This is a genomic window from Enterobacter cloacae complex sp. SYL001, from assembly GCF_049237025.1.
Lineage (GTDB): Bacteria > Pseudomonadota > Gammaproteobacteria > Enterobacterales > Enterobacteriaceae > Enterobacter > Enterobacter intestinihominis.
Genome location: NZ_JBMKJI010000021.1, coordinates 1 through 25,973, shown reverse-complemented (window position 1 = coordinate 25,973; position 25,973 = coordinate 1). Strand labels below are relative to the sequence as shown.

23 protein-coding genes are annotated in these 25,973 nt (G+C 61.1%); 12 read left to right on the top strand and 11 right to left on the bottom strand.

The window, feature by feature from the left end:
• The first annotated feature begins 120 nt into the window (after positions 1-120).
• The 4 genes from ACOTZP_RS17370 (at position 121) to ACOTZP_RS17355 (ending at position 2,875) form a co-directional block, all read left to right on the top strand.
• A complete protein-coding gene (locus tag ACOTZP_RS17370; protein WP_063150844.1) occupies positions 121-1,209 on the top strand; it encodes an oxidoreductase in 1,089 nt (362 codons plus the stop codon).
• A 57-nt stretch (positions 1,210-1,266) separates the two neighbouring features.
• Positions 1,267-2,010 (top strand): SDR family NAD(P)-dependent oxidoreductase, encoded by a 744-nt coding sequence (locus tag ACOTZP_RS17365; protein ID WP_038415642.1) that lies wholly within the window; start codon positions 1,267-1,269, stop codon positions 2,008-2,010.
• Positions 2,011-2,193: 183 nt separating this feature from the next.
• Positions 2,194-2,496: a type II toxin-antitoxin system RelE family toxin gene (locus ACOTZP_RS17360; RefSeq protein WP_404349098.1), complete on the top strand. Its 303-nt coding sequence runs from the start codon at positions 2,194-2,196 to the stop codon at positions 2,494-2,496.
• Positions 2,471-2,875, top strand: a complete 405-nt coding sequence (locus tag ACOTZP_RS17355) for a helix-turn-helix domain-containing protein (RefSeq protein ID WP_022647392.1) — start codon at positions 2,471-2,473, stop codon at positions 2,873-2,875. Before ACOTZP_RS17360 ends, ACOTZP_RS17355 begins: the two co-directional genes overlap by 26 nt.
• Here the strand turns inward: ACOTZP_RS17355 and ACOTZP_RS17350 are convergent.
• Together ACOTZP_RS17350 and cstA are read right to left on the bottom strand one after the other, a co-directional pair.
• Complete coding sequence (locus ACOTZP_RS17350) at positions 2,872-3,069, bottom strand: YbdD/YjiX family protein (protein WP_153908445.1); 198 nt, start codon at positions 3,067-3,069, stop codon at positions 2,872-2,874. The genes ACOTZP_RS17355 and ACOTZP_RS17350 overlap by 4 nt on opposite strands.
• 104 nt (positions 3,070-3,173) lie before the next feature.
• Complete coding sequence (gene cstA / locus ACOTZP_RS17345; protein ID WP_271075009.1) at positions 3,174-5,279, bottom strand: pyruvate/proton symporter CstA; 2,106 nt, start codon at positions 5,277-5,279, stop codon at positions 3,174-3,176.
• A gap of 268 nt (positions 5,280-5,547) precedes the next feature.
• Between cstA and ACOTZP_RS17340 the strand changes: the two genes are divergently transcribed.
• The 3 genes from ACOTZP_RS17340 to ACOTZP_RS17330 are packed head-to-tail and all read left to right on the top strand — an operon-like array spanning position 5,548 to position 7,830.
• On the top strand, positions 5,548-6,243 hold the full coding sequence (locus ACOTZP_RS17340; RefSeq protein ID WP_022647389.1) for a nucleoside recognition domain-containing protein: 696 nt from the start codon (positions 5,548-5,550) through the stop codon (positions 6,241-6,243).
• Positions 6,240-6,704: a YjiG family protein gene (locus tag ACOTZP_RS17335; protein ID WP_023305665.1), complete on the top strand. Its 465-nt coding sequence runs from the start codon at positions 6,240-6,242 to the stop codon at positions 6,702-6,704. The genes ACOTZP_RS17340 and ACOTZP_RS17335 overlap by 4 nt, the downstream gene beginning before the upstream one ends.
• A gap of 13 nt (positions 6,705-6,717) precedes the next feature.
• Positions 6,718-7,830: a M20 family metallopeptidase gene (locus ACOTZP_RS17330; protein WP_058677444.1), complete on the top strand. Its 1,113-nt coding sequence runs from the start codon at positions 6,718-6,720 to the stop codon at positions 7,828-7,830.
• 90 nt (positions 7,831-7,920) lie between these two features.
• Here ACOTZP_RS17330 and entH read toward each other — a convergent pair whose 3' ends face one another.
• From entH to entC, 5 genes are read right to left on the bottom strand one after another with little or no spacing between them, the layout of a single operon-like run.
• A complete protein-coding gene (gene entH / locus ACOTZP_RS17325; RefSeq protein WP_022647384.1) occupies positions 7,921-8,334 on the bottom strand; it encodes a proofreading thioesterase EntH in 414 nt (137 codons plus the stop codon).
• Entirely contained in the window at positions 8,334-9,086 is a 753-nt protein-coding gene (entA, locus tag ACOTZP_RS17320; RefSeq protein WP_045622250.1) for a 2,3-dihydro-2,3-dihydroxybenzoate dehydrogenase EntA, read from the bottom strand. Before entA ends, entH begins: the two co-directional genes overlap by 1 nt.
• The gene (locus ACOTZP_RS17315; RefSeq protein ID WP_271075011.1) at positions 9,086-9,940 is read right to left on the bottom strand and encodes an isochorismatase; all 855 of its coding nucleotides are present in this window, start codon (positions 9,938-9,940) and stop codon (positions 9,086-9,088) included. The genes entA and ACOTZP_RS17315 overlap by 1 nt, the downstream gene beginning before the upstream one ends.
• Before the next feature lie 10 nt (positions 9,941-9,950).
• Entirely contained in the window at positions 9,951-11,561 is a 1,611-nt protein-coding gene (gene entE, locus ACOTZP_RS17310; protein ID WP_271075012.1) for a (2,3-dihydroxybenzoyl)adenylate synthase EntE, read from the bottom strand.
• A gap of 9 nt (positions 11,562-11,570) precedes the next feature.
• Positions 11,571-12,746, bottom strand: a complete 1,176-nt coding sequence (entC, locus tag ACOTZP_RS17305) for an isochorismate synthase EntC (RefSeq protein WP_023299559.1) — start codon at positions 12,744-12,746, stop codon at positions 11,571-11,573.
• Positions 12,747-12,934: 188 nt separating this feature from the next.
• On the opposite strand from entC, the gene fepB reads away from it, so the two are divergent.
• Entirely contained in the window at positions 12,935-13,894 is a 960-nt protein-coding gene (fepB, locus tag ACOTZP_RS17300; RefSeq protein WP_063138053.1) for a Fe2+-enterobactin ABC transporter substrate-binding protein, read from the top strand.
• Between the two features lie 77 nt (positions 13,895-13,971).
• Here the strand turns inward: fepB and entS are convergent, their stop codons facing one another.
• Positions 13,972-15,198, bottom strand: a complete 1,227-nt coding sequence (gene entS, locus ACOTZP_RS17295) for an enterobactin transporter EntS (protein WP_058677448.1) — start codon at positions 15,196-15,198, stop codon at positions 13,972-13,974.
• A 108-nt stretch (positions 15,199-15,306) separates the two neighbouring features.
• On the opposite strand from entS, the gene fepD reads away from it, so the two are divergent.
• Genes fepD through fepC form a run of 3 tightly spaced genes read left to right on the top strand, consistent with a single transcriptional unit; the run spans position 15,307 to position 18,097 of the window.
• Positions 15,307-16,311 carry a Fe(3+)-siderophore ABC transporter permease gene (gene fepD / locus ACOTZP_RS17290; RefSeq protein ID WP_022647378.1) on the top strand — a complete coding sequence of 335 codons (1,005 nt, stop codon included), beginning with the start codon at positions 15,307-15,309 and terminating at the stop codon, positions 16,309-16,311.
• The gene (gene fepG, locus ACOTZP_RS17285) at positions 16,311-17,300 is read left to right on the top strand and encodes an iron-enterobactin ABC transporter permease (RefSeq protein ID WP_072200994.1); all 990 of its coding nucleotides are present in this window, start codon (positions 16,311-16,313) and stop codon (positions 17,298-17,300) included. Before fepD ends, fepG begins: the two co-directional genes overlap by 1 nt.
• A complete protein-coding gene (fepC, locus tag ACOTZP_RS17280; protein ID WP_023299555.1) occupies positions 17,297-18,097 on the top strand; it encodes an iron-enterobactin ABC transporter ATP-binding protein in 801 nt (266 codons plus the stop codon). The genes fepG and fepC overlap by 4 nt, the downstream gene beginning before the upstream one ends.
• A gap of 88 nt (positions 18,098-18,185) precedes the next feature.
• On the opposite strand, the gene entF is transcribed toward fepC, so the two are convergent.
• The 3 genes from entF to fes are packed head-to-tail and all read right to left on the bottom strand — an operon-like array spanning position 18,186 to position 23,462.
• Positions 18,186-22,043, bottom strand: a complete 3,858-nt coding sequence (entF, locus tag ACOTZP_RS17275) for an enterobactin non-ribosomal peptide synthetase EntF (RefSeq protein ID WP_421633756.1) — start codon at positions 22,041-22,043, stop codon at positions 18,186-18,188.
• Positions 22,040-22,252 carry an MbtH family protein gene (locus ACOTZP_RS17270; protein ID WP_032624700.1) on the bottom strand — a complete coding sequence of 71 codons (213 nt, stop codon included), beginning with the start codon at positions 22,250-22,252 and terminating at the stop codon, positions 22,040-22,042. The genes entF and ACOTZP_RS17270 overlap by 4 nt, the downstream gene beginning before the upstream one ends.
• Before the next feature lie 10 nt (positions 22,253-22,262).
• Complete coding sequence (fes, locus tag ACOTZP_RS17265) at positions 22,263-23,462, bottom strand: enterochelin esterase (protein WP_032670401.1); 1,200 nt, start codon at positions 23,460-23,462, stop codon at positions 22,263-22,265.
• Between the two features lie 146 nt (positions 23,463-23,608).
• Here fes and ACOTZP_RS17260 point away from each other — a divergent pair, with 146 nt between their 5' ends.
• Positions 23,609-25,849: a TonB-dependent siderophore receptor gene (locus ACOTZP_RS17260; RefSeq protein ID WP_023299551.1), complete on the top strand. Its 2,241-nt coding sequence runs from the start codon at positions 23,609-23,611 to the stop codon at positions 25,847-25,849.
• Positions 25,850-25,973: the final 124 nt, after the last annotated feature.

Sequence of the window (25,973 nt, the reverse complement as noted above, 5' to 3'; positions counted from 1 at the left end):
TTTCACAGCTCCGGTTGACTGACAACGACGGAAAAGGCATAAGATAAAGCGAAATATTATTAGCCATCCGGATGTCCAGACATAACATCGGGTTAGCGCTTGCTAAAAAAGGACAACTTCATGAGCAACACCAATATCCGCGTCGTGCCCGGCCCGGCGAACTACTTCTCTCATCCGGGAAGCCTTGCGCACCTGGATGATTTCTTTACTCCGGAACAGCTTTCCCGCGCGGTGTGGATCTACGGCGAGCGGGCTATCGAGGGCGCACGCCCTTATCTGCCGCAGAGTTTTAACGCAACGGGGGCAAAACATCTGCTGTTTAAGGGCCATTGCAGCGAGCGTGACGTCACTCATCTGGTGAACGCGTCGGGTGGTGAAGCCAGCGTGGTGATTGGCGTGGGCGGCGGTGCGGTAATGGATACCGTCAAGGCCGTGGCGCGTCGTCTGGGCGTGCCGTTCGTGGGCATTCCCACCATCGCCGCCACCTGCGCGGCGTGGACCCCGCTCTCCGTGTGGTACAACGATGCCGGGCAGGCGCTACAGTTTGAGATTTTTGACGACGCCAACTATCTGGTGCTGGTGGAGCCGCAAATCATCCTTAACGCCCCGGCGGAATACCTGTTGGCAGGCATCGGCGATACGCTGGCGAAGTGGTACGAAGCGGCGGTACTCGCCCCTGAACCGGAAAACCTGCCGCTGACCGTGCGTCTTGGCCTGAACGGTGCGCTGGCGATCCGCGACGTGCTGCTGGAGCGCAGCGAAGAGGCGCTGGCCGACCAGCAGCGCGGCGACCAGACGCAGGCGTTTCGGGACGTGGTGGACGCCGTTATCGCCGGTGGCGGTATGGTCGGCGGTCTGGGCGAACGCTATACCCGCGTGGCGGCGGCACATGCGGTGCACAACGGCTTAACCGTGCTGCCGCAGACGGAAAAATACCTCCACGGCACCAAGGTGGCCTACGGCATTCTGGTGCAGAGCGCCCTGCTCGGTCAGGAGGACGTGCTGACGCAGCTGGTGGCGGCATACCAGCGTTTTAACCTGCCGACCACGCTTCGCGCGCTGGAGGTCGATATCCATAACCGCGACGAGCTGGACAAGGTCATTGCTCACACCCTGCGCCCGGTGGAGTCGATTCACTTTTTACCGATTACGTTAAGCCCTGACGTTCTGCGCGCCGCGTTTGAGAAGGTGGAATCCTTCAGCCGTTAATCGCGCCGACGGGCTATACCTAATGATGATTCTCTCCACTCTTGCAACGAGGTCATCATGCAGATCGATTTAACAGGTAAAAAGGCGCTGGTCACCGGCGCCAGTCGTGGGCTGGGTCGGGCAATTGCGCTGTCGCTGGCACGCGCCGGTGCCGATGTGGTTATCACCTACGAAAAATCCGTCGATAAAGCCCAGCAGGTCGTCGATGAAATCAACGCGCTGGGGCGACACGGCGAGGCGATTCAGGCCGACAGCGCCAGCGCGCAGGCGATTCAGGATGCGGTCACGCAGGCGGCGCGCTCCCTCGGCGGGCTGGATATTCTGGTCAATAACGCCGGGATTGCACGCGGCGGCCCGCTGGAGTCCATGACCCTGGCGGACATCGACGCTCTGATCAACGTCAATATCCGCGGCGTGGTGATCGCCATTCAGGAAGCGCTGGTGCATATGTCTGACGGCGGACGCATCATCAACATCGGCAGCTGTCTGGCGAACCGCGTGGCGCAGCCGGGGATCGCCGTCTACTCGATGACCAAATCGGCCCTAAACTCCCTTACCCGGGGTCTGGCCCGCGATTTAGGCCCGCGCGGCATTACCGTCAACCTGGTTCATCCCGGCCCGACCAACAGCGATATGAACCCGGAAGACGGCGAGCAGGCGGAAGCCCAGCGCCGGATGATCGCGCTTGGTCATTACGGCCAGCCGGAGGATATCGCAGCGGCGGTCACCTTCCTCGCCAGCCCGGCTGCGGGGCAAATTTCCGGCGCCGGTCTGGATGTCGACGGCGGTCTGAACGCCTGATCGCAAATTTACTGTATGCCTCTGTCGCCCGGCAGAGGCCTGTTCGAGTCGCCTCGACGATTCGCGTTTTGCCGCTTTCTCGCGGTTTTTCTCCGCTCTACAGTACCCCATAAGAAATTCGGAATTTATCTAATAGTCTTATTATTTCCTTATGTTTTGTGTGGGCGTACAGTGGAGGTACGGATGAAGATTGTCTGGTCTAAAACAGCAGAGAAGCAGTTTTCTAAAATCGATCCTCGATATCAGAACCGCATTAAATTCAGGCTGGAGAAGATGGACGATAAAACATCACCTGTCGCGGATATCAAGAAATTATCTTCTCCCGAAAACCACTACAGGTTGCGATTAGGTGATTACAGGGTCATTTACACCTTCGGGGATCCGCCGGGTGATATCTGCTACGTAGTGGCAGTAAAACGCCGGACAATCACTACCTACCTTCATGAGGAGCATACGGAATATGACTATTCAGTTCATCAAGGATGAAGAAGGAAAAAAACAGTATGTTGTCATACCCTACGGTGAATATTTTCGCATGCGTTTAGCCATGCTTGAGTACGATGACGATGATGAAAACGACTGGGAAGACATCCCTTACGAATCAGACATCTACGATAACGTAGGTTTACCGGGTGAAGTGTGCGACATCATGCATAACGAAAACGTCAGCCTACAGGCCGCCTGGCGCATTTTACGCGGTATGTCCCAGCAGGAGGTGGCGGAGAAGCTTGGCATCAGTCAGTCCGCCGTGTCACAGCTGGAGGCGCTGGACTCCCGACCGCAAAAGCGCACCCGCGAAAAGCTGGCGGCAATTTACGGCTGTAAACAGGAGCAGATCAGCCTCTATTTACCAAAAGAGGGTTAACAGCACTTCGCCCCGCCCTTACCGCCGTAGCGGGCGTCCTGACGGTCGCGGAAAAATTCTTCGTAGGTCATTAGCGTCTGATCCGGGTGGTTGACGCGCATATGCTCGACGTAGTTGTCGTAATCCGGCACGCCAATCATCATTTTAGCGGCCTGGCCCAGGTATTTACCTGCTTTGGAAAGGGTGTCGAACATAATCAGTTTCTCGTTTGTTTCCCTCACCCCGGCCCTCTCCCGGAGGGAGAGGGAGGATAAGAAATGTAGGCCGGGTAAGGCGAAGCCGCCACCCGGCACACGGGTTAATGCGCCCCTTTCGCCTGGGTGACAATCTCGTCCAGGTTCTCAGGCACTGGCTCATACGGCGTCTCTTTCGCCGTTGGCGTGTCGACTTTCAACGCCGCCAGCGCGGTTTTCAGAGAATACAACGCCAGCACCACAACCACCACCATAAAGAAGATGGTCAGCCCGGCGTCCAGACGGTTGTTAAACACCAGCTGGGACAGCTGAGATTCGGTGTACTGCGCCGGGATCTTGCCGCTGTCGATCATCGCCTGGAACTTGTTGGCAATGGCCAGGAAGCCCACCTTGTTGTCCGGGCTGAAGGCTTTCTGCCAGCCTGCTGTCAGGGTACAGATCAGCAGCCACGCCGTTGGCACCAGCGCCACCCATGCGTAACGCTGGCGCTTCATCTTGAACAGGACTACGGCACAAAGCATCAGCGCCATGCCCGCCAGCATCTGGTTGGCGATACCGAACAGCGGCCACAGGGTGTTAATGCCGCCCAGCGGATCGACCACGCCCTGATGCAGGAAGTAGCCCCACGCCAGCACGCACAGTGCCGTCGCCAGCAGGTTAGCCGGGAGTGAATCGGTACGTTTCAGATTCGGGGAGATCACCCCCAGCAGATCCTGCAACATAAAGCGCGCCGCGCGCGTACCGGCATCCACCGCCGTCAGGATAAACAGCGCCTCGAACAGAATGGCGAAGTGATACCAGAACGAGACATCCATCAGCCCGCCCAGCGCACCGTGCAGGATGTAGGCCATACCCACCGCCAGCGTCGGCGCCCCGCCCGCACGGGAGATAATCGACTGCTCGCCGACCTCGTTAGCGATATGCGTCAACGTTTCAGGGGTAATCGCAAAGCCCCAGCCGCTCACCACCTGCGCAGCAGAGGCGACCACGTCAACAGTGCCGGCCGGGGCCAGTACCGCCATCGGGCTGTTCATCGCGAAGTACACGCCCGGGTCGATAATACAGGCCGAGACCAGCGCCATAATCGCCACGAAGGATTCCATCAGCATGCCGCCATAGCCAATCAGGCAGGCCTGATTTTCATTCGCCAGCATCTTCGGCGTGGTCCCGGAGGCGATAAGCGCATGGAAGCCAGACACTGCCCCACAGGCGATGGTGATAAACAGGAACGGGAACAGATTGCCGGTCCAGACCGGGCCGGTGCCGTCAATGAATTTGGTCAGGGCAGGCATGGTCAGGGTCGGGCGCATAATCAGAATGCCGATCGCCAGCCCGACGATGGTACCAATTTTCAGGAACGTAGAGAGGTAGTCACGCGGGGCCAGCAGGAGCCATACCGGCAGCACCGCCGCCACGAAGCCGTAGCCCACCAGCATCCAGGTCAGCTGCACGCCGGTGAAGTCGAAGAACGGTGCCCAGGTCGGGCTTTCCGCCACCCAGCCACCGGAGATAATAGCAAACACCAGGAACACCAGGCCAATGACTGAAACTTCACCAATGCGTCCCGGACGCAGATAGCGAATGTAGATCCCCATGAACAGCGCCAGCGGAATGGTGAAGGCGACGGTATAGGTTCCCCACGGGCTGTGGGTCAAGGCTTTCACCACAATCATCGCCAGTACCGCGAGGATGATGACCATGATCATAAAGGTCGCCACCAGCGCAATCACCCCGGCAGTTGCCCCCATCTCCTCTTTCACCAGCTCACCCAGCGAACGACCGTCGCGACGGGTGGAGACGAACAGCACCATGAAGTCCTGCACCGCGCCCGCCAGCACCACCCCCGCGAGGATCCAGATCATCCCCGGCAGATAGCCCATCTGCGCCGCCAGTACCGGCCCCACCAGCGGGCCTGCCCCGGCAATCGCCGCGAAATGGTGACCGAACAGCACTTTTTTATCGGTCGGCACGTAGTCCAGACCATCGTTATGACGCACGGCCGGCGTCATGCGCGTGCCGTCTACGCCCAGTACCGTCTTCGCGATATAACGGCCATAAAAACGGTATGCTATCAGATAAATGCAGACGGAGGCGACCACGATCCAGAGCGCATTGATCTGCTCCCCCCGGTTGAGGGCGATGTAGCCCAGGGCAAAGGCTCCCACAACGGAGAGCCCTGCCCATATAAGGTATTTCCCTGAGTTGTTCATAATGGTTATCCGTTGTTGTGAAACAGTGAGATGTTACATTTTGTTTCTAGAACAACGGATAAAATTTAACAACTTTGAAACGCAATAATGCGTGGTCAAACCAGACATTTACACCACATTGTTAAGCCGATCACTTTCGTAGCGTCACCGTTCACACTTTTACCTTTTTCGGCCAGACACCGCCTTACGGAATGATTTGTATCATTTTTTTTGGCCATAACCTCGCCAGAATGATCCTGCGCAATCGCGTGCATACAAGGAAAAGGATATGAACAGTTCAGTACCTCAGGATAGTCAGGTCGGGCCGGGCGCGTACTTCGCGCTGGCGTTTGCAGCCGTTTTCTTCTCGGGTCTGTTAGGCGGACAAGAGTGGTACGGCGTCTTTGATTTCACCACCCTCAACGGCGCATTTGGCAAAGTGGTCAGCAAAGCCAGTCTGGATGACGGTACGTTAACAACAGCCAGCAGCGCCTTTCGCGGCACCGGCGGCAGCGGCGCGATGGACGGGTTTCTCTTCGCGCTCGGTTTAATTCCTGCGGTGATGTTCGCCCTGGGGATGATCAACGTGCTGGAGCACTATGGCGCCCTGCGTGCCGCGCGCAAACTCTTAACTCCTCTGCTGCGCCCGCTATTGGGGATCCCTGGCACCACCGGGCTGGCGCTGATTGGCAGCCTGCAAAGTACCGACGTGGGCGCGTCGCTTACCCGTAATCTCTCTGATGAAGGGCAAATCAGCGAAAAAGAGAAAGACGTTTTCGCCATGTTCCAGTTCTCCGCCGGGGCGATGATCACCAACTTTTTCTCTTCCGGGGCGATCCTCTTCACGCTGCTCGCCGTTGACGGCACGGCGGCGGTGCCCACCTCCATCGGGGCCTGTATCGCGGTGATGTTTATCATGAAAATTGTCGGCGCCAATCTGCTGCGCCTGATCCTGACGTTTACCCATAAAGGAGACGCCGCATGAGTGCCCCACAGTCCAATCCCGTCATTACCGATGTGTTTATCGAAGGCGCGCGCAAAGGCTGGAGCATTGCCACCAGCAGCACGCTGCCCAACGTGGTGATGGCCTTTATCATCATCAAGGCGCTGGAAATTACCGGCGCGCTGAAAGGGCTGGGCACGATCTTCTCTCCGCTGATGGGCCTGTTTGGCCTGCCGGGCGAAGCGGCCGCCGTGCTGATTGGCGGCTGGATGTCGATGGGCGGCGGGATCGGCGTTGCCATCGGCCTGTTTGATAAAGGCATCCTCACCGGCGAGCACCTGGCGATCCTGGCGCCCGCCATCTACCTGATGGGCTCGCAGGTGCAGTACCTGGGCCGCATTTTGGGGGTGATTGGCACCCGCGCCAAACGTATTCCGCTGATGATCGCCCTCTCGGTGGTCAACGCTTTCTTAGCCATGCTGCTGATGCGCATTATTCTCTGAACAGGACGTGAACATGAACCTTGACCATTATATCGAAGAGCTGAAAACCCTGGTGAACGTAGACTGCGGCACCCAGACGATTGACGGCGTCGCCGCTGTTGCAGGCATCATGCAGCAACTGTGGCAGCGCGAAGGCTGGCATACGGAGCAGGTGAACCTGGGCGACAAGGTGGGCCCCGGCGTCTTCGTCAGTAACAAGCCGCAGGCGGAACGGTTCGACGTGCTGCTGGTCGGGCATCTGGATACCGTATTTCCCGCCGGCACCGTGGCCGCGCGTCCGCTGAGCGAGGATGAAACCCGCCTGTACGGCCCCGGCGTCTCGGATATGAAGAGCGGACTTCTGAATATTTTGTGGGCAATGCGCGCGCTTGACGCCGCAGACAACGATCGTCTCGCGATTGCCGTTGCGATGAACCCGGACGAAGAGACCGGATCTGTCCATTCCCATGAGTGGATTGGCGAGCTGGCTAAGCGTTCCCGCTGCGTGCTGGTGTGCGAAGCCGCCCGCGCCGACGGTTCGCTGGTGAAAGCGCGTAAAGGGATGGCGGGCTATCACCTCACCTTTAGCGGCGTGGCGGCACACGCGGGCAATGACCCGGAAAAAGGCCGCTCGGCGATCACCGCGCTGGCAAAGAGCGTTATCGCCATCAATGCGCTGACGGACTGGGATCGCGGCACTACACTTAACGTCGGCGTGATTCAGGGCGGCAGCGCGGCGAACGTGGTCGCGGACAGCGCTGTGGCAGAACTGGACGTTCGCTTCTGGGAAAACGACGAGTATGACCGGGTGAACCAGGCGCTGGAGTTGTTATGTGAACAAGGCTTTTTAGACGGCGTGACCACCACGCTGACGCGGGTTAATCACAAACCGGCGATGGCCGCGAGCGACGCGACGCAGGCGCTGATGCAGCAGGTTGAAGCGGCGGGTAAAGCGGAAGGCATCGACATTACCTGGCAGGCAGTCGGCGGCGGCAGCGACGCCAACCACACCGCCGCGCTCGGCATCCCCACGCTTGACGGCTTCGGGCCGGTTGGCGCCGGGTTCCACAGCCCGGCGGAATGGCTGGATAAAGCGTCCATTGCGCCGCGAATTCGGCTGTTGAAGCGGGTGGTATCGATGTTGTAACAACCGCCCGGTGGCGCTTCGCTTACCGGGCCTGCATGTTTCGTAGGCCGGGTAAGGCGAAGCCGCCACCCGGCACTCCCGCCGCACAATCTAACCCAGCACCATCGTACTCAACCGACACGTACAGCACCGCCGCCCCTGCTCGTCGAACACCACAATCTCCCAGCTCTGACTGGAGCGGCCCAGATGCAGCGGCTGACATACGCCGCGCACCTTACCGTGAGAGACCGCGCGGTGGTGCGTAGCGTTCAGTTCCGTGCCCACCACATTCTGCCCGTCGCGGGTCATCAGAAAACCGGCCATCGACCCCAGCGTTTCCGCCAGCGCCGCCGACGCACCGCCGTGCAGCAGGCCAAACGGCTGGTGGGTGCGCGCATCCACCGGCATCTCCGCTTCCAGCGTATCGTCCCCGAGGCGGGTATAGACGATGCCAAGGTGTTCCACCATCGTGTTCTGGCTAGTGGCATTCAGCTCGTCGAGGGATAAATGACGTTTCCAGATCATTACGCCCCCAGCGTGGAGCCGCCGTCCACCACGATATCCTGCAAGGTGATATGGCTGGCGGCATCGGATGCCAGGAACAGCACGGTCGCGGCAATCTCCTGCGGACGGGCAATTTTACCGAGCGGAATGCCGAGTTTGAACTGCTCGCCGAAGCCGCGAATGCGCCGCTGTTCCGCATCATCGCTGGTCCACAACGTGCGCTGCATGTCGGTATCCGTAGAACCCGGCGACACCAGGTTACAGCGTACGCCGCTGCCCGCCAGCTCCAGCCCGACGGTCAGCGCCAGGCTTTTCAGCGCCGCTTTCGACGCGCCGTAGGCGCTCATGCCGATGCGCGGCGTGTGCGCCGCGTCAGAGGCCACCGTCACAATCGCCCCACCCTGCTGATGACGGAACTGGCCCATCGTCTGCTGGAACAGGTTGAACGCGCCGCCGACGTTGACCGCAAAGGTCTGCTGCCAGTCCTCCTGCGAAAGCTGATCCGTCGCGCCCATACGCAGAATGCCCGCCGCGTTAACCAGCACGTCGAGCCGCTCAAGGCTGCTGAGCAAACGCCTGCAGACGTCACTCGCCTGCGCCGCATCCGCCACGTCCAGCGTTTCGGTGGCAAACGGATATTCGCCGTGAGGGAAAGCCAGATCGAACCCGGTCACCTGCGCCCCGGCCTCCACAAATGCCAGCGCGGTCGCATAGCCAATGCCCTTACCCGCGCCCGTCACCCAGACGGTTTTACCGGTAAAATCAAAAGCCATCACTTCACCTCGCGGGAGAGCAGCGCCCACCAGGCGTCGAGGGTCGGATTTTTTGCCAGCATCACGAAATCAATGTCGCCGTGCACTTTGCGCCAGCGGGCGGCGAGCGCCATCATCCGTACTGAATCCAGACCGTAGTCGATCAGGTTTTCGTCATCCATCGGCTCGTCGGACTCGTCCAGCAGCGGCAGGATCAGCTCACGCAGCGCGGCTTTCGTTGCCGGAACAGACGGCAGCAACTCGTCGGTCATCACCACGCGGCCCGAACGTCCGGCCACGTATTTCAGCGACATCAGGTGCTCGTCGCGGGTGAAATCCGCCAGCGCGTCGGCGATAAAGAACGGTTTGATGTCGCGCATAAAGGCGTCGGTGGCGGTGGTCATGCAGCCGATGTGGGCGTACACGCCGGTGATCAAAAGCTGGTTGCGGCCGGTCTCTTTCAGCATCTGCTCCAGCGGGGAGCGGTGGAACGCGCTGTAGCGCCACTTCACCAGCACGGTGTCCGCTTCGTCCGGGGTCAGCTCAGCGACGATGCGCTGCTGCTCCGGCGAGCGAGTCAGACCCGGCCCCCACATATCGTTCAGCAGGGCGCGGTCTTCATCGCTCTGATCTTTCGGCTGCGCGGTGTAGTACACCGGAATATTGTGCTCTTTGCAGTACGCGCGCAGTTTAGCGATGTTCGCCACTACCTGCTGCATCATGTCGCTATTTTCGCCCCAGAAATTCAGGAAGTACTCCTGCATATCGTGGATCAGCAGCGCGGCGCGCGCCGGCTCAAACGCCCAGCTTACTTTACTGGTCGGCAGTTCGGCGGCGGTTGGCAGCGCATATGCGGTTAATTTTGGAATAGCCATTCTCTGTTCCTCAGCCCCGGGCGCGTTCAGCAAGCCACAGGCGCAACTGTTTCTTATCAACTTTGCCGACCGGCGTGAGCGGAAGCGCATCCACGCTCTCCACGCGGTCCGGCAGCTTAAATTCGGCAACGCCCTGCTCGCGCAGGAAGCGGCGCACCTCCACCGCGCGCAGCGGCTGTTTCACCACCAGGTACGCGCAGCTTTTTTCGCCCAGCAGGCTGTCCTCCATGCTCACCAGCGCGGCGTGGATCACCGCGTCGTGGCGCAGCAGCAGGTTTTCGATCTCTTCGGCGGCGATTTTCTCGCCACCGCGGTTGATCTGATCTTTCTCGCGCCCCTGCACGGTGATGTAACCCTGCTCATCGATGGCGATCAGATCGCCCGAGCAGTAGAAGCCGTTGGCATCGAAGGCGCTGGCGTTGTGGTCCGGGCTGTTGAAATAGCCGCGGAAGGTGTAAGGGCCGCGCGTCATCAGACGCCCGACCTCCCCGCGCGGCAGCGGGTTACCGTCCTCGTCCGCCACCCACACTTCATCGTCCGGGCACATCGGGCGACCCTGGGTATTGATGATGCGCTCCGGCACATCGTCGAGGGCGGTATAGTTCACCAGCCCTTCCGCCATGCCAAATACCTGCTGAAGCTGGCAGCCAATTTCCGCCGGAATGCGCGCCGCAAGCGTGGCGGAGAGGCGCGCGCCGCCCACCTGGAGCAGCCTGAGGGATTTCAGCTGGGCGTTCCCCGCGCCGTCGGCAATCGCCTGCAACCACAGGCTGACCGCGGGCGGCACCAGCGAGGTGACGTTTATCTGATGCTGCTCAATCAGCGGGAAGCAGAGCGTGGCGCTCGGATCGTTCGCCAGCACCACGCAGCCACCCGCCGTGAAAACGCCTAACGATCCTGGCGAGCTCATGGCGTAGTTATGCGCCGCGGGAAGGGCGTTCAGATAGCGGGTGTGCGCAGTGATACCGCAGATTTCGTTGCTGCGACGGATGCTGTAGTCGTAATCGTTATGCGTGCGCGGGATCAGCTTCGGCGTGCCGGTGCTGCCGCCGGAGAGCTGGAAGAACGCCACTTTGTCGGCGGGCGTCGGGTTCGGGATGAAATTGTCCGCCGGGCGCGCAATCGCCGCCTCCAGCGCATGTTCGCCCTTATCGCCACGCAGCAGCACAACGCGTACCGAGCGATGCGCATCCACAACGGTGTTGAGAAAATCGTCGCCCGAGAACAGCGCGTGGTCGCGATCGGCAATCAGCACGGCGGGTTTGATCTGCTCCGCGTAGGCGTTGAGTTCACTGCGCTGATGGCTAAAGAGCGCGTTGACCGGCGCGACGCCGATTTGCAGTAGCGCGAAGAAGGTGATGTAGAACTCGGCCACGTTGCCAAGCTGCACCAGCGCGGTCTCACCGCGATGCAGCCCCTGCGCCTGAAGGGAGGACGCCAGATTCGTCACCGCCTGATTAAACGCGCGGTAGGTGATGCGGCGATCGCCGTCAATTATCGCGACCGTATCGCTGTCCGCATGGTCCGTCAGGATGTGGGTCAGCGGCAGATCCTGCCAGTAGCCTTTTTCACGGTAGCGGCGGGCAAACTCCTCAGGCCAGCGGGTAAAAGGGATGGTCATGAGTATTCCTTAGTGCAAACCAAACACGTTGAGCATGGTGGAGAGCTTCACGCCCGTCTCGCGCCACTCGCCGACCGGGGAGGAGGCAGGCACAATGCCCGCGCCGGCAAACAGGCGAACGGTATTTTGATGCAGCCGCGCGCAGCGGATAGTTACCACCCACTCGCCGTTACCTTCGCTGTCGCACCAGCCGACGATGCCGCCGAACAGCTCGCGGTCGAACGGCTCCAGCTCGGCAATCAGCTCTTTTGCCGCCTGATGCGGGAAGCCGCTCAGCGCGGGCGTCGGGTGCAGCAGGCAGGCCAGCGTCAGGGCGTTCTCGTTTTCACGTGCCTCACCTTCTACCGGCGTGGCCAGATGCCACAGCGTCGGGGTGGTGATGAGCTGCGGGGAAGCTGGCATGCTCAGATGATGGCTACGCGGTTCCAGAATGGTTTTCATCGCCTGCGTGACCAGATCGTGCTCGTGGCGGTCTTTTTCGGAGGCCAGCAGCTTAGTGCCCGCTTCGCGATCCAGCACATCGTCCGGCTGACGGCGCGCAGAGCCTGCCAGCGGCAGCGAGCTAAAGTGCGCGCCCTCTTTGCGCAGCAGCAGTTCCGGGCTGGCGCCCAGCAGCACGCCGCCGTCTTCCAGCGGTACGTGGAAGTTAAAGCTCGCCGGGTTCTGGGCGATAAGACGCTCCATCAGCGCGCTGCTATCGATCTGTTTGTCGGTAGCGATATCAATCAGGCGCGACAGCACCACCTTATTCACCTGCGGCGTAGCGGTGAGCGACGCGGCGCGAGCAACCATCTCCTCGAAAACCGGCTGCGACGGGATCTCGGTGCGCTGTTGCACGTTCAGCGTCTGCGCGCCGGAGGCATAACGTGCGGACTGCTGACGCGCCGGGCGGGAGAAGGTTTGCCAGCGTTGCGGAATAAACAGCGATGACGGTTTGCGGGTATCGAAGGGGATCGCCCCTACCATCACCGGATGGGCAATGCCGCTGTTTTTCGCATTCCGGAAAGCCTGAGCTAATTTCTGCTGAAAGGGACCCGCCGGATCGTCACCGCCGACGGCGGGTTCAGAAAAACGGGCGAAACAGCCGGACGTGGTAAAACTGCGGTAAGGCGACATAAAGAAAAAGCTGTCTGATTGCAGCGTTGTCGCGGTGTGCTGAACTTCCTCAGCCAGGGACGTGTCCATATCATCCTCCTTAAAATGATAAAAGAAGCAATAATGATTATCATTTATATTTTCGTCGGCTAACCTAATCCCACATCGCCCCGCTGTCAACCGTCGGGCAAATAACTTGTGCGACAAACGCTTGCATCCCTTCCCTACAGCCCTGAAAATGAGAAGCATTATCTTCAATAAAATCAGGATGCCGCTCTGTGAAAATCGCTGCCGTTTGCCGCAATGCCCTTCTTTTAACAGGACTTTTTGTTTTAGGACTAACCTCAGCCGCCGCCGCCGACTGGCCGCGTCAGGTCACCGACAGCCGCGGCGTTCACACGCTTGAGAGCAAACCGACGCGCATTGTCTCCACCAGCGTGACCTTAACCGGCTCCCTGCTGGCCATTGACGCGCCGGTCATTGCCAGCGGCGCGACCACGCCAAACAACCGCGTGGCGGATGCGCAGGGCTTTTTACGTCAGTGGGGCGATATCGCCAAACAGCGTAAGGTTGCCCGGCTGTACATCGGCGAGCCGAGCGCCGAAGCCGTCGCGGCCCAGATGCCGGACCTGATTTTGATCAGCGCCACCGGCGGGGATTCCGCGCTGGCGCTCTACGATCAGCTTTCCGCCATCGCGCCGACGCTTATCATTAACTACGACGACAAAAGCTGGCAGGAACTGCTGACCCAACTGGGGACGATCACCGGGCAGGAGACACAGGCCGCAGAGCGCATCGCTGCCTTCGACAAACAGCTCGCCAAGGTGAAACAGCAGATGAAGCTGCCGCCACAGCCGGTGAACGCCATCGTCTACACCGCCGCGGCGCACACGGCGAACCTGTGGACGACAGACTCCGCGCAGGGCAAGCTTTTGCACCAGTTGGGCTTTACGCTGGCCGACGTGCCTGCCGGGTTGCACACCTCAAAAAGTCAGGGCAAACGCCACGACATTATCCAGTTAGGGGGTGAAAACCTGGCGACGGGGCTGAACGGCGAAGGGCTGTTCGTGTTTGCCGGCGATCAGAAAGACGTGGACGCGATTTACGCCAACCCGCTGCTGGCGCATCTGCCGTCGGTGAAGAACAAGCGCGTCTGGGCATTAGGAACCGAGACGTTCCGCCTGGATTATTACAGCGCGATGTTGGTGTTGCAGCGTTTGAATTCAATTTTTAAATAAGTGGCACGTTCCCCGTAGGCCCGGTAAGCGCAGCGCCACCGGGCGTTTTGTCGGGTGGCGGCTACGCCTTACCCGACCTACAGGGTTTGCCTGAACCGACGCAACTCCACCAGAACCGCCAGTAAAATCACGCCAACAACGGCTAACACAAACCCGCTGCTGCTCGCCGACGCCACCGGGGTCATTATCGCCCCCAGCCCGCCGAGGATCGCCGCGCCAATCGCATCGCCCGTGACGTTCTGCGCCGTCCACAGGCCGTTAATGCGCCCGAGCATCCCTTCCGGCGTCTGGGTCTGGATCAGGGTGTACTGTAAAAGAGAGCTGACCGCGCTCAGCCAGCCGAAAATCACCAGACACATCACCCCCAGCGCCCACACCGGCATCAGGCTAAAGAAACCAATGGCGATAAACGAGGCCAGCGTCGCCACCAGCATGATCAACCCCGGTCTCGCGCTCTGCGCCAGGTTGCCGCTGGTCAGCGCCCCGAAGGCCGCACCGAGCGGAATGGCGGCGTACAGCACACCAATCTCTGAGGCGCTCATCTGCCACTCACCCGCCAGCGCCGGATACAGCACGCGCACGGCGCTCGCCATCGTCAGCAGGCCGCCGAGCAGCGCAATGCCGCCAATCAATGGGTTGCTGAACAGGAAACGAATCGCGGCCATCAGGGACTTCAGCGGATGCTCGCGCGGCTGCGGCGGGGGTGGCAGGAGCGGCAGACGCAGTAGCGTCAGGGTGGTAATAAACGTTCCCGCCGCGGCAAGGCCGTAGTTCCACGCCACGTTGCCGGTCGCCAGCAACAGACCGCCCACCATCGGCGAAATCACCGAGCCGAGACGTACGGTGAGCATGGTGATCGCCCCCGCCTGCATCAGGTTCTCGCGCCCGACCAGCGCGGGCGTGGCCGCCAGCAGCGCCGTCACGCCTAACGAAGCAAAAAAGCCGTCCCACAATCCCAGCACGTAGATGGCCACCAGCGACGGCTCCGGCAGCATGGCGTTCAGACACAGCCCGATAAAGCCCACCCCGCAGGTGCCGCGCGCCAGCAGGATCAGCTTTTTACGCTCGTAGCGGTCCGCCAGCACGCCGCCCACCATCAGGCCGATAAACATCGCCCCGCCGGTTAAGGTGACGGATAACCCCACCAGCCAGCTGGAGTGAGTCATGGTCTGGATTTGCACCGGTACGGCCACACCAAGCAGACCGAGGGACAAAATGGAGATAAAGCGAGCGATAAAAACGGCGCGATACGCCGGGTGTGTTTTGAGCAGGCTGAGGTTAAGCAGCCAGGATTTTTGATTCATGACAAAGCCTTGAGTCTATTTCTACCCATTCCATGGGCGCACATGCTAACATAGCCAAATAAGATAGATAACGATAATCACTATCATTATCAAATCATGGATGTTGCTATGTCGTTTTCCTCTTCTGCGGTGCGCGCCCTTGCCGTGCCCGTTTTATTGCTACTGCTAATCCTTGCGATTGCACTCAGCCTGCTGGTCGGCGCAAAACCGCTGCCCGCGTCCGTTATTGTCGATGCGCTATCCGGTACCTGTCAGAGCGCCGACTGCACCATCGTGCTCGACGCTCGCCTGCCCCGCACCCTTGCCGGATTGCTGGCTGGCGGTGCGCTCGGCCTTGCCGGTGCCCTGATGCAAACCCTCACCCGCAACCCGCTGGCGGACCCCGGCATTCTCGGCGTTAACTCCGGCGCCAGCTTTGCCATCGTGCTCGGCGCAGCGCTGTTTGGATTTACGTCCCCCTCTGAACAGCTGATGATGGCTTTTTGCGGCGCGCTGGCGGCCTCGCTGGTGGTGGCGTTTACCGGCAGCCAGGGCGGCGGCCAGCTCAGCCCGGTACGCTTAACGCTGGCGGGCGTAGCGCTCGCGGCGGTGCTGGAAGGCTTGTCCAACGGCATCGCCCTGCTCAACCCGGACGTGTATGACCAGCTGCGCTTCTGGCAGGCGGGTTCGCTGGATATTCGTACCCTTGAAACCTTAAAGGTGGTGGTGATCCCGACGATCGTCGCTGCCGCCGTGGCGCTCTGTTTAAGCCGGGCGCTGAACAGCCTGAGCCTCGGCAGCGATACCGCGACCGCCCTCGGCAACCGTGTGGCGCGCACGCAGCTGACGGGGCTACTCGCCATTACCGTGCTCTGCGGCAGCGCGACCGCCGTGGTCGGGCCGATTGCCTTTATCGGCCTGATGATGCCGCACATGGCGCGCTGGCTGGTGGGGGCGGATCACCGCTGGTCGCTGCCGGTCACGCTGCTGGCGACCCCTGCCCTGCTGCTCTTTGCCGACGTACTGGGCCGCCTGCTGGTGCCGGGTGAACTTCGCGTCTCGGTGGTCAGCGCCTTTATCGGCGCGCCGGTGCTGATCTTCCTGGTTCGACGCAGACGCGGGGGTGGCGCATGATGGCCCCGTCCCGTCGTTTACTTACCAGCGTCGCCCTGCTGGTCGTCGCCAGTCTGCTGCTGGCGGTCTGGAGCCTGCAAAGCGGTGCCGTAACGCTTGATTTCGCGCAGGTCTTTCACGCTCTCACCGGCAGCGCGCCGCGTAACATCACCATGGTGGTCACCGAATGGCGACTGCCGCGCGTGGCGATGGCGATCCTGGTGGGCGCGGCGCTTGGCGTCAGCGGCGCGATATTCCAGTCGCTGATGCGTAACCCCCTCGGGAGCCCGGACGTGATGGGCCTGAATACCGGCGCGTGGAGCGGCGTGCTGGTGGCGATGGTGCTGTTCGGGCAGCATCTTACGGCCATTACCTTTACGGCGATGGCGGGCGGCATTCTCACCTCCCTGCTTATCTGGGCCCTGGCCTGGCGCAACGGCATCGACACCTTCCGTCTGATCATCATCGGGATCGGCATCCGTGCGATGCTGATGGCGTTCAACACCTGGCTTCTGCTACAGGCATCGCTGGAAACCGCGCTCTCCGCCGGGCTGTGGTACGCCGGCTCCCTCAACGGTCTGACGTGGGGAAAAACCTGGCCCGCCGCGCCGCTGATTTTGCTGATGTTTATTGGCGCGTTGCTGCTGGTCAGGCGCATGCGGCTGCTGGAGATGGGCGACGACAGCGCCTGCGCGCTGGGCGTGAGCGTAGAGCGCTCGCGCCTGATGCTGATGCTGGTGGCGGTCTTGCTGACCGCAGCGTCTACCGCCATCGCCGGGCCGATCTCGTTTATTGCCCTCGTGGCCCCGCATATCGCGCGGCGTCTTAGCGGTACCGCGCGCTGGGGATTAACCCAGGCGGCGCTGTGCGGCGCATTGTTACTGCTGGCCGCCGATCTCTGCGCTCAGCAGCTGTTTATGCCTTATCAACTGCCGGTGGGCGTGGTGACCGTCAGCCTCGGCGGGATTTACCTCATCGTCTTGCTCGTTCAGGAGTCACGCAAGAAATGACAGATTCAACATTCCGCTTGCGCGGCGAAAACTTGACCCTCGGCTACGGCAAAAAAATCATTGCCCGGGATTTATCCGTGTCCATTCCGGACGGCCACTTCACCGCCATTATCGGCCCGAACGGTTGCGGCAAATCGACCCTGCTGCGCACGCTGAGCCGCCTGATGTCGCCGGTTGAGGGTAGCGTGTTCCTCGACGGGGAGCAGATCCAGCGCTTCGCCAGCAAAGAGGTGGCGCGCCGAATTGGTCTGCTGGCGCAAAACGCCACCACGCCGGGGGATATTACCGTGCAGGAGCTGGTCTCCCGCGGGCGCTACCCGCACCAGCCGCTGTTTACCCGCTGGCGCAAGGAGGACGACGAGGCGGTGAAGCGCGCGATGCAGGCTACGGGCATCACCAATCTGGCCCAGCAAAGCGTCGATACTCTCTCCGGCGGACAGCGCCAGCGCGCCTGGATTGCAATGGTACTGGCGCAGGAAACCTCGATTATGCTGCTGGACGAGCCGACAACCTGGCTCGATATCAGCCATCAGATTGATTTGCTGGAGCTGCTGAGCGAACTGAACCGCACGCAGGGGTACACCCTGGCGGCAGTGCTGCACGACTTAAATCAGGCGTGCCGCTACGCGACGCATCTGATTGCGCTGCGCGACGGCGAGATTGTGGCGCAGGGCGCGCCGAAGGAGATTGTGACGCCGGATCTGATCGCGCGGATCTACGGCATGCGCTGCATGATTATTGACGACCCGGTGGCGGGTACGCCGCTGGTGGTGCCGCTTGGAAAACGTGCGGTCTGATGCCCTCACCCCAGCCCTCTCCCACAGGGAGAGGGAGCAAACCATCCCCTCTCCCCGTGGGAGAGGGTTAGGGTGAGGGGCATTTGCACTATCCTAAAATTTCCTTCAGTACCGGCCCAATTTTCTCAAACGCCTGCGGTGAAATAATATCCACGTGGGCGCAGTCCTGGCTGTACACCTCCAGCGCACTCACCCACGGCGCCCATGCGGCCTGCGGATCCATGGTTCGCGTGCGTTCGGCGACAAACAGCGTCGCTTTGCCGTCGAACCGTGAACTATGCGCGGTGGTGAGCAGCCGCACCGCATCGGCGTAGTTGCCTTCAATAGCGTCAAACAGCTCGCTGGAACCTTGCCGCTGCTGGGCGGCGATAAACGCCTGACGCTCGCGCTCAATTTCCGCCAGCACCTCAGGATCGAGGCCATTGGCCTCTTTCTCCGCCCAGTTCTGGGTTTCCGGCGGCCAGGTATCCAGCAGGCCGAGGAACGCTACGTTTTCACCCTGCTCGCGCAGACGCGCCGCAATGCCCTGCGCCAGCGTGCCGCCGAGGGAATAGCCGAACAGATAATACGGCCCCTGAGGCTGTTGCTTACGCAACGTGTTCAGATGATGTTCGATCACCGCATCGAGATCCGCACACTGCTCCATCGGCCCCTCAGGCCGGGGAGACTGAATGCCGACGATTGACCAGCGCGGGCTGAGGTAGCGCGCCAGGACGCTAAACTGCCAGGCAAAGCCGGATGCCGGATGGAAGCAGAACAGCGTCGGGCCGTTGCTTTCACGCAGCGGGAGAACAGTTTCATACCCCAGACGCTGCGCCTGCTCGTCGCTCATCTGCGAGTCCAGCAGGGCGCTAAGCTTACTCACCGTCGAGGCGACCATAATCTGGCCCGGCGTGACCTTACGGCTGAACGCACGGCTGAGCTGAGCCGCGAGGCGCATCGCCAGCAGCGAGTGGCCGCCGAGGGCAAAGAAATCGGATTCGATATCGTTCACTACGCAGCCCAGCAGGGCAGAAAACGCCTGCGCCACGGCGACTTCGGTTTGTGTCTCAGGCGCGCGACCAGAGGTTTTGCTGGTCAGCTCCGGCAGCGGCAACGCCTTGCGATCCAGCTTGCCGTTGGCGCTTAACGGCAGCGCGCTGATTTGCAGCAGCACCACCGGCACCATATGTGGCGGCAGCTGGGCTTTGAGTGATGCTAGCAGCGCGTCGCGATCCAGCGGTAAGCCGGATTCGGAGACAACGTACCCCACCAGCTGGCGGGCATCGCCACCCGTGGCAGTTGCCAGGTTGAACACGCAGGCGTGCGCCACGGCCTGGGCCACATCCGGCAGCGCAAGCATGGCCCGGTCGATTTCGCCCAGCTCAATGCGCTGACCGCGAATTTTTAACTGGTCATCGCTGCGGCCCAGATATTCTACCGCGCCGTTGTCCAGCCAGCGAGCAACGTCCCCGGTGCGGTACATCCGCTCGCCGGGGGCAAACGGATCGGCGATAAAGCGGCTGGCGGTAAGGTCGGGGCGTCCCAGATACCCCTGCGCCAGCTGGATGCCGGTGAGATACAGATCCCCCGCCACGCCGAACGGCACCGGGCGCATCATCGCGTCCAGAATGCGCAGCCCCGTATTCCACACCGGGAAGCCGATCGGCACGCTGTTCCCTTCCACCGCCGCCAGCTCGGGGCCGTACGCCGGATACCAGCTGACGTCCACCGCCGCTTCGGTCGGGCCATAGAGGTTGTGCAGCGGCGCATGGGTGAGCTGTTCCCACTCGCGGCACAGCGCAGTCGGCAACGCCTCGCCGCTACAGAACACCTGCTTCAGCGTCCTGCAACAGTCGACGTTTTCCGGCGTCAGCGAGGCGACGAACGCCGCCAGCATCGACGGCACGAAGTGGGTGGTGGTTACGCCATATTGTGCGAAGAAGCTCTGCATCGCCTGCGGATCGCGGTGCGCGTCCGGCTCGGCCATCACCAGCTTCGCCCCGGCGATAAACGGCCACCAGAACTCCCACACCGACACGTCAAAGCTGCACGGCGTTTTCTGCGCCACCACGTCATGCGCCGCCAGTGGATAATGATCCTGCATCCACTTCAGGCGGTTAACGATGGCGGTATGGCCGACCATCACGCCTTTTGGTCGTCCCGTCGAACCGGAGGTAAAGATGATGTACGCGGTCTGCTCCGGCTTCGCCAGGCGCAGAGGTTCAGCATCGGTGGCCGGTAATAGTGTGTTGTAACTAAAGGTGGCGATCGGCAGATCGTTAAAGCGCGGAAGCTGCTCGTCGGTGGTAATGAGCAGCGACGGCTTCGCGTCCTCCAGCATCATCCGCAGACGGTCGTCCGGGTAACCGGTATCCAGCGGCAGCCAGGCGGCGCCAGCTTCAACAATCCCGTGCAGCGCCAGGGTCAGGAACACCGAGCGCGGGAGCGCCACCGCCACGCTGTCGCCCGGCTTCACGCCGCGCGCGCGCAGCAGATTTGCCAGCGCGACCACCTGCTCGCGCATCTGGCGGTAGTTCAGCTCAGTATGGGCATCCGCCAGCGCCGGGGCGTCCGGCGTTTTGCTCGCCTGCTCCGCGACAAGGTCCGCCAGCGTGGTGGACGGCAGCGCCAGCCCGGTATCGTTGATTCGCGCCAGCCGCGCGTATTCCTGCTCTGATACGGTTTCCACGTCGCCACAACGCAGGTCCGGGTTGGCGGCAAACTGCGTCAGCATTGCGTTCAGCCGCGCCGCGTGCCCCTTCAGCGTCGCCTCGTCGTAACGCTGCCTGTTGGCGAGGATCTCAATGCTTAGTCCGCCCTGCTCGTCCGGGAACAGCGCCAGCTCCAGATCGTTCACCGGGCCGGTCGCCAGCGTGTGGGTAATGGCCTCCACGCCGTCGATATCCAGCTGATAATCGAACACCTTGACGTTCAGCACCGGACCAAACAAGGGTTCGTCCCCTGCGGCCTGCCCGCTGTCGCGCACGATCTGCTCGGCATCGTAGCGCTGATGGCGGCGCATCTTTTTCAGCTGGTTCGCCAGGCGCAGCGCCAGCGCTGGCAAGCTCTCGTGCGGGCGAATATTCACCGCCAGCGGCAGGACGTTGAGCACCGGTCCGGTCGCGGTCAGCGCGGCGGAGCCCATGCGGCGCATAAAGATAAACCCGGCGGCGTAGTCCAGCCGTCCGGTCAGGCGACCCAGCCACAGCGCCACCAGCGCAAGCGCCAGATCGGTTCGCTGCGTTTGTCCGGCCGCCTGTGCAAGCTGGCTGAACGCACGGCCGTCCATCGCCATTTTCAGGCGCAGGATGTCGGTGGTGGCGGCGCGTCCCGGCAGGGGTGCGGAAGAGAGCGAGACCGGAGAAGGAAGCTGTTGGCGCTGTTCGGCCCAGAAAGCACCGTCGCGCTGATACGCCTCGCTGTCGCGATAGCGCTGATACTCCTCCACCACCTCGGCGAACGGAGTAAACGGGGAGGCGGGCGCAGGTTCACCTTTCTGCCACGCAGCGTAAATGGCGGCGATATGACGGGTAATGGCCGGGAAACTGAAGCCATCTACCACCAGATGATGATACCGCTGATACCAGTACCAGTGGTTTTCTCCCACCTGAATCAGCTGGTGAAACGCCAGCGGCTGACCGCTGTCGACGCGCAGGTTCTGGTTGAGATCGGCCTCCATCAGCGCCACGGCGGCGTCGTGGGAGTTAACGCGCACAATGGACGGCTCCGGCAGGATCATGGCCTCATCGACCCACTGCCACACCTCGCCGTTATCCTCAGTGAAACGCATCCGCAGGGTGTCGGCCTGCATCATGCCTTCAGCGATGGCTTTTGCCAGCAACGGCGCGTCGATAGCGCCTTTCAGTTCGGTGTAGTGCGCCACGCTCCAGGCGTTTGGCAGGGAGGAAAGCTGCTCTGCCATCCAGATCCCCGGCTGGGCGGCGACAAGAGGGAGACGGTTCATGCGCGCTCCCCCGCAAAGTAAGACGGCTCAAGCGTCTGCCACTGTTCCGCCAGCCACTGCTGGCACGCCTCCTGAGATTGCGGTTCGCACACCACGCGCCAGCCCGCGGGCAACTCGCACTCCTGCGGCCACAGGCTGTACTGCCCCTGGTCATTTTGCAAAATGGCGAACTGTCCCTGCGGATTATCGAAAGGATTGCTGAATTCCATACAGACTCCGTTATTGAATAAGCGGCTGCCAGAGGGTCATCAGCCCCTGTGTCAGCCCACCGCGCCAGCAAAGCGCATCGTGTCCGCCGTCAACCTGACGCCAGAAAACCGGTTGCTGAGTGTGTAGTTCGGCGAGGATCGCCTGGTTTGCGCGTAAGATAAGCGGCTCGTTGCGCCCGGCCTCAAGGACGATGCGCAGCCCGCGAGCGGTTTTGTCACCCGCTTTGAGTTGTTCGATGAGCAGCCCGTCCTGCTGCGCGCCGCGGTGCGGCCACCAGTAGGATCCGGACTGGCTGAGGATGCAGCCAAAACGCTGCGGCCAGTTGAGGCCCGCATAGAGGGAAGAGAGCCCGCCGAAGCTCTGACCCGCCACCACGGTATGGTCGGCGCGGTCGCTGAACGGGGCCATGCTTTTCACCTGCGGGAGAAGTTCGTCCTGCACCGCCAGCCAGAAATCAGGGTTACACGGCAGCTCGCGGCTGCGGTGTGCGGTGTCAATCACGTCGATTAAGACATAGACCGCAGGCGGCAGTTTGCCTTCATGGGTGAGCGACGCCAGCGCAGGCCAGACGGGCATGCTTTCGGCCCAGAACTGCCCGTCGAGCAGCACCGCCAGCGGGCGCTCGGGGCTTTCATCCCCGGTGGTAAAAATCCACACGCGGCGACGGTTCTTCAGACGCGCGCTGTGCCACTCAATGCAGACAGGCTTTTTGTAAGGGGTATCGGGATGGTTCCAGCCGGGCTGTACGGGCGCCTCCGGCATCTCCAGCGCCGAGACGGCGTGCCCGCGCCCGCCGCGCCAGCTCTGGGCATTCAGCGGGTCGGACACCGCGTGCGGCAATAGTTTGCGCCAGCCTTCGCGCAGCGCCATGCGGTCCGGCTGATCGCCTTCAAACACTGCGCTGGCAAAATCGTTTTCATTGTCGGAGGGGATAAAACAGTAGCTGCCGCGCCATTCCGGGCTGAACTCGCCCTGCCACTGCCAGACGTCGGTATCCGGGATACGTTCAAGGGACTGCGGACGGGCATTTTGATGGTGATCGGTCACACCGGTGACGTAGAGCCAGACGCGTTTAACCGTCGACGTTTTCTGCGTTCCCGCCGGGTCCCGCCACCAGAATGTCACGCGATAGTTTTCCTGATGACGTTCCCGTTCCGGCCCGTCTTTCGCCTGCCACCACGCTTCACTTCCGGTTGTTAACGCCGTCACCCTTATAACCCCATGTTTAACAGTCTTTTTTGTTTCAGAGCAAATTTTATTGATAATATTATTGATAACTATTTGCATTTGCAATAGCGTAATGCCCGCGCTGTGGGAAGCGCGCTCATTAAATAACCATAAAAGCGGGACGTACAATGAATAAGAAGATTCACTCTCTGGCCTTGCTGGTCAATTTAGGGATTTATGGTGTCGCGCTGCCCGCCATGGCAGACGACAACACCGCCTCCGCGCAGCACGAAGACACCATGGTGATCACCGCCGCCGAGCAGAATTTGCAGGCGCCGGGCGTGTCGACCATCACCGCCGATGAGATCCGCAAAAACCCGCCCGCGCGCGACGTGGCGGAAATCATCCGCACCATGCCGGGCGTTAACCTGACCGGCAACTCCACCAGCGGCCAGCGCGGGAACAACCGCCAGATTGACATTCGCGGCATGGGCCCGGAAAACACCCTGATTCTGATCGACGGCAAGCCGGTCACCAGCCGCAACTCCATCCGTCTGGGCTGGCGCGGCGAGCGTGACACCCGCGGCGATACCGGCTGGGTACCGCCAGAGATGATCGAGCGCATCGAAGTGATCCGTGGCCCGGCCGCTGCACGCTACGGTAACGGCGCGGCGGGCGGCGTGGTGAACATCATCACCAAAAAATTCGACGACCAGTGGCACGGCTCCTGGAACACCTACCTGAACGCGCCAGAACATAAGGACGAAGGTTCGACTAAACGCACCAACTTCAGCCTGAGCGGCCCGCTGGGCGGCGACTTCAGCTTCCGCATGTTTGGTAACCTGGACAAAACCCAGGCCGATGCGTGGGACATCAACCAGGGTCACCAGTCTGAACGTACCGGTGCCTACGCCAACACCCTGCCCGCAGGCCGTGAAGGTGTGGAAAACAAAGACATCAACGGCGTGGTGCGCTGGGACTTCGCACCGATGCAGTCGCTGGAGTTTGAAGCGGGCTACAGCCGCCAGAACAACCTGTATGCGGGCGACACGCAGAACACCAACAACGACAACGCGCTGGTGAAGAAGAACTACGGTAAAGAGACGAACCGTATTTATCGCCAGAACTTCGCCGTGACCTGGAACGGCGGCTGGGATAACGGCATTACCACCAGCAACTGGGCGCAGTACGAGCACACCCGCAACTCCCGTCTGGGTGAAGGACTGGCGGGCGGTACTGAAGGTCTGTTCAACAGCAATAAATTCACCGACACCGATCTGTCCGACGTGATGCTGCACAGCGAAATCAACCTGCCGATTGATTTCATTGTGAACCAGAACCTGACGCTCGGCACCGAGTGGAACCAGCAGCGCATGAAGGACTCGACCTCCTTCACGCAAACCCAGCAGGGCGGCACCATCCCGGGCATGAGCGAAGACCGTAGCCCCTACACGTCAGCGGAGATCTTCTCCCTGTTCGCCGAAAACAACATGGAGCTGACCGACAGCACCATGCTGACCCCTGCCCTGCGCTTCGATCACCACACTATTGTCGGCAATAACTGGAGCCCGTCCCTGAACCTGTCGCAAGGTCTGGGGGATGACTTCACCCTGAAGATGGGCATCGCGCGCGCCTATAAAGCGCCAAGCCTGTATCAGACCAACCCGAACTACCTGCTGTACAGTAAAGGCCAGGGCTGCTACGCCAGCTCCGACGGCGTGGGCTGCTACATGATGGGTAACGACGATCTGAAAGCGGAAACCAGCATCAACAAAGAGATTGGCCTGGAGTGGAAACGCGACGGCTGGCTGGCGGGCGTGACCTGGTTCCGCAACGACTATCGCAACAAGATTGAAGCGGGCTACGCGCCGATTGGCCAGACGTCCACCGGCAAAGTCACCACCGATATCTACCAGTGGGAAAACGTACCGAAGGCGGTAGTGGAAGGTCTGGAAGGCTCCCTGAACGTGCCGGTCAGCGATACCATCAACTGGACCAACAACATCACCTACATGCTGCAAAGCAAGAACAAGGAGACCGGCGATCGTCTGTCGATCATCCCGGAGTATACGCTGAACTCTACCCTGAGCTGGCAGGTACGTCAGGATGTCTCATTGCAGTCGACCTTCACCTGGTACGGCAAGCAGCAGCCGAAGAAGTACAACTACAAAGGTCAGCCGGTGACCGGGTCTGAGAAAGACGAAGTCAGCCCTTACAGCATCGTTGGCCTGAGCGCGACCTGGGACGTGACGAAAAACGTCAGCCTGACCGGCGGCGTGGACAACGTCTTCGACAAGCGCCAGTGGCGCGCCGGTAACGCCCAGACCACGGGTAATACCACGACAGGTGCGTATATGTACGGTGCGGGTGCGTATACGTATAATGAGCCGGGTCGCACCTGGTACATGAGCGTGAATACGAGGTTCTGATACAGGCAGTGACTTCCCCCTCTCCCTGTGGGCTGAGGGATCCCCAGTAATTTTTTTATGCAGAAGCAATAAAGTTGCTTTCTAAATGACTGAGGGCTGTCAGCGATGCCCTGGTCCGGCTGTA

Coding starts and splice junctions, on each gene's coding strand:
- ACOTZP_RS17270 (WP_032624700.1), bottom strand. CDS start 22,252: ATGGAATTCAGCAATCCTTTCGATAATCCGCAGGGACAGTTCGCCATT.
- cstA (WP_271075009.1), bottom strand. CDS start 5,279: ATGAACAACTCAGGGAAATACCTTATATGGGCAGGGCTCTCCGTTGTG.
- entH (WP_022647384.1), bottom strand. CDS start 8,334: ATGATCTGGAAACGTCATTTATCCCTCGACGAGCTGAATGCCACTAGC.
- entA (WP_045622250.1), bottom strand. CDS start 9,086: ATGGCTTTTGATTTTACCGGTAAAACCGTCTGGGTGACGGGCGCGGGT.
- ACOTZP_RS17360 (WP_404349098.1), top strand. CDS start 2,194: ATGAAGATTGTCTGGTCTAAAACAGCAGAGAAGCAGTTTTCTAAAATC.
- ACOTZP_RS17335 (WP_023305665.1), top strand. CDS start 6,240: ATGAGTGCCCCACAGTCCAATCCCGTCATTACCGATGTGTTTATCGAA.
- entS (WP_058677448.1), bottom strand. CDS start 15,198: ATGAATCAAAAATCCTGGCTGCTTAACCTCAGCCTGCTCAAAACACAC.
- ACOTZP_RS17330 (WP_058677444.1), top strand. CDS start 6,718: ATGAACCTTGACCATTATATCGAAGAGCTGAAAACCCTGGTGAACGTA.
- entE (WP_271075012.1), bottom strand. CDS start 11,561: ATGACCATCCCTTTTACCCGCTGGCCTGAGGAGTTTGCCCGCCGCTAC.
- entC (WP_023299559.1), bottom strand. CDS start 12,746: ATGGACACGTCCCTGGCTGAGGAAGTTCAGCACACCGCGACAACGCTG.
- ACOTZP_RS17315 (WP_271075011.1), bottom strand. CDS start 9,940: ATGGCTATTCCAAAATTAACCGCATATGCGCTGCCAACCGCCGCCGAA.
- ACOTZP_RS17355 (WP_022647392.1), top strand. CDS start 2,471: ATGACTATTCAGTTCATCAAGGATGAAGAAGGAAAAAAACAGTATGTT.
- ACOTZP_RS17365 (WP_038415642.1), top strand. CDS start 1,267: ATGCAGATCGATTTAACAGGTAAAAAGGCGCTGGTCACCGGCGCCAGT.
- fepC (WP_023299555.1), top strand. CDS start 17,297: ATGACAGATTCAACATTCCGCTTGCGCGGCGAAAACTTGACCCTCGGC.
- ACOTZP_RS17370 (WP_063150844.1), top strand. CDS start 121: ATGAGCAACACCAATATCCGCGTCGTGCCCGGCCCGGCGAACTACTTC.
- ACOTZP_RS17340 (WP_022647389.1), top strand. CDS start 5,548: ATGAACAGTTCAGTACCTCAGGATAGTCAGGTCGGGCCGGGCGCGTAC.
- ACOTZP_RS17350 (WP_153908445.1), bottom strand. CDS start 3,069: ATGTTCGACACCCTTTCCAAAGCAGGTAAATACCTGGGCCAGGCCGCT.
- entF (WP_421633756.1), bottom strand. CDS start 22,043: ATGAACCGTCTCCCTCTTGTCGCCGCCCAGCCGGGGATCTGGATGGCA.
- fepG (WP_072200994.1), top strand. CDS start 16,311: ATGGCCCCGTCCCGTCGTTTACTTACCAGCGTCGCCCTGCTGGTCGTC.
- fepD (WP_022647378.1), top strand. CDS start 15,307: ATGTCGTTTTCCTCTTCTGCGGTGCGCGCCCTTGCCGTGCCCGTTTTA.
- ACOTZP_RS17260 (WP_023299551.1), top strand. CDS start 23,609: ATGAATAAGAAGATTCACTCTCTGGCCTTGCTGGTCAATTTAGGGATT.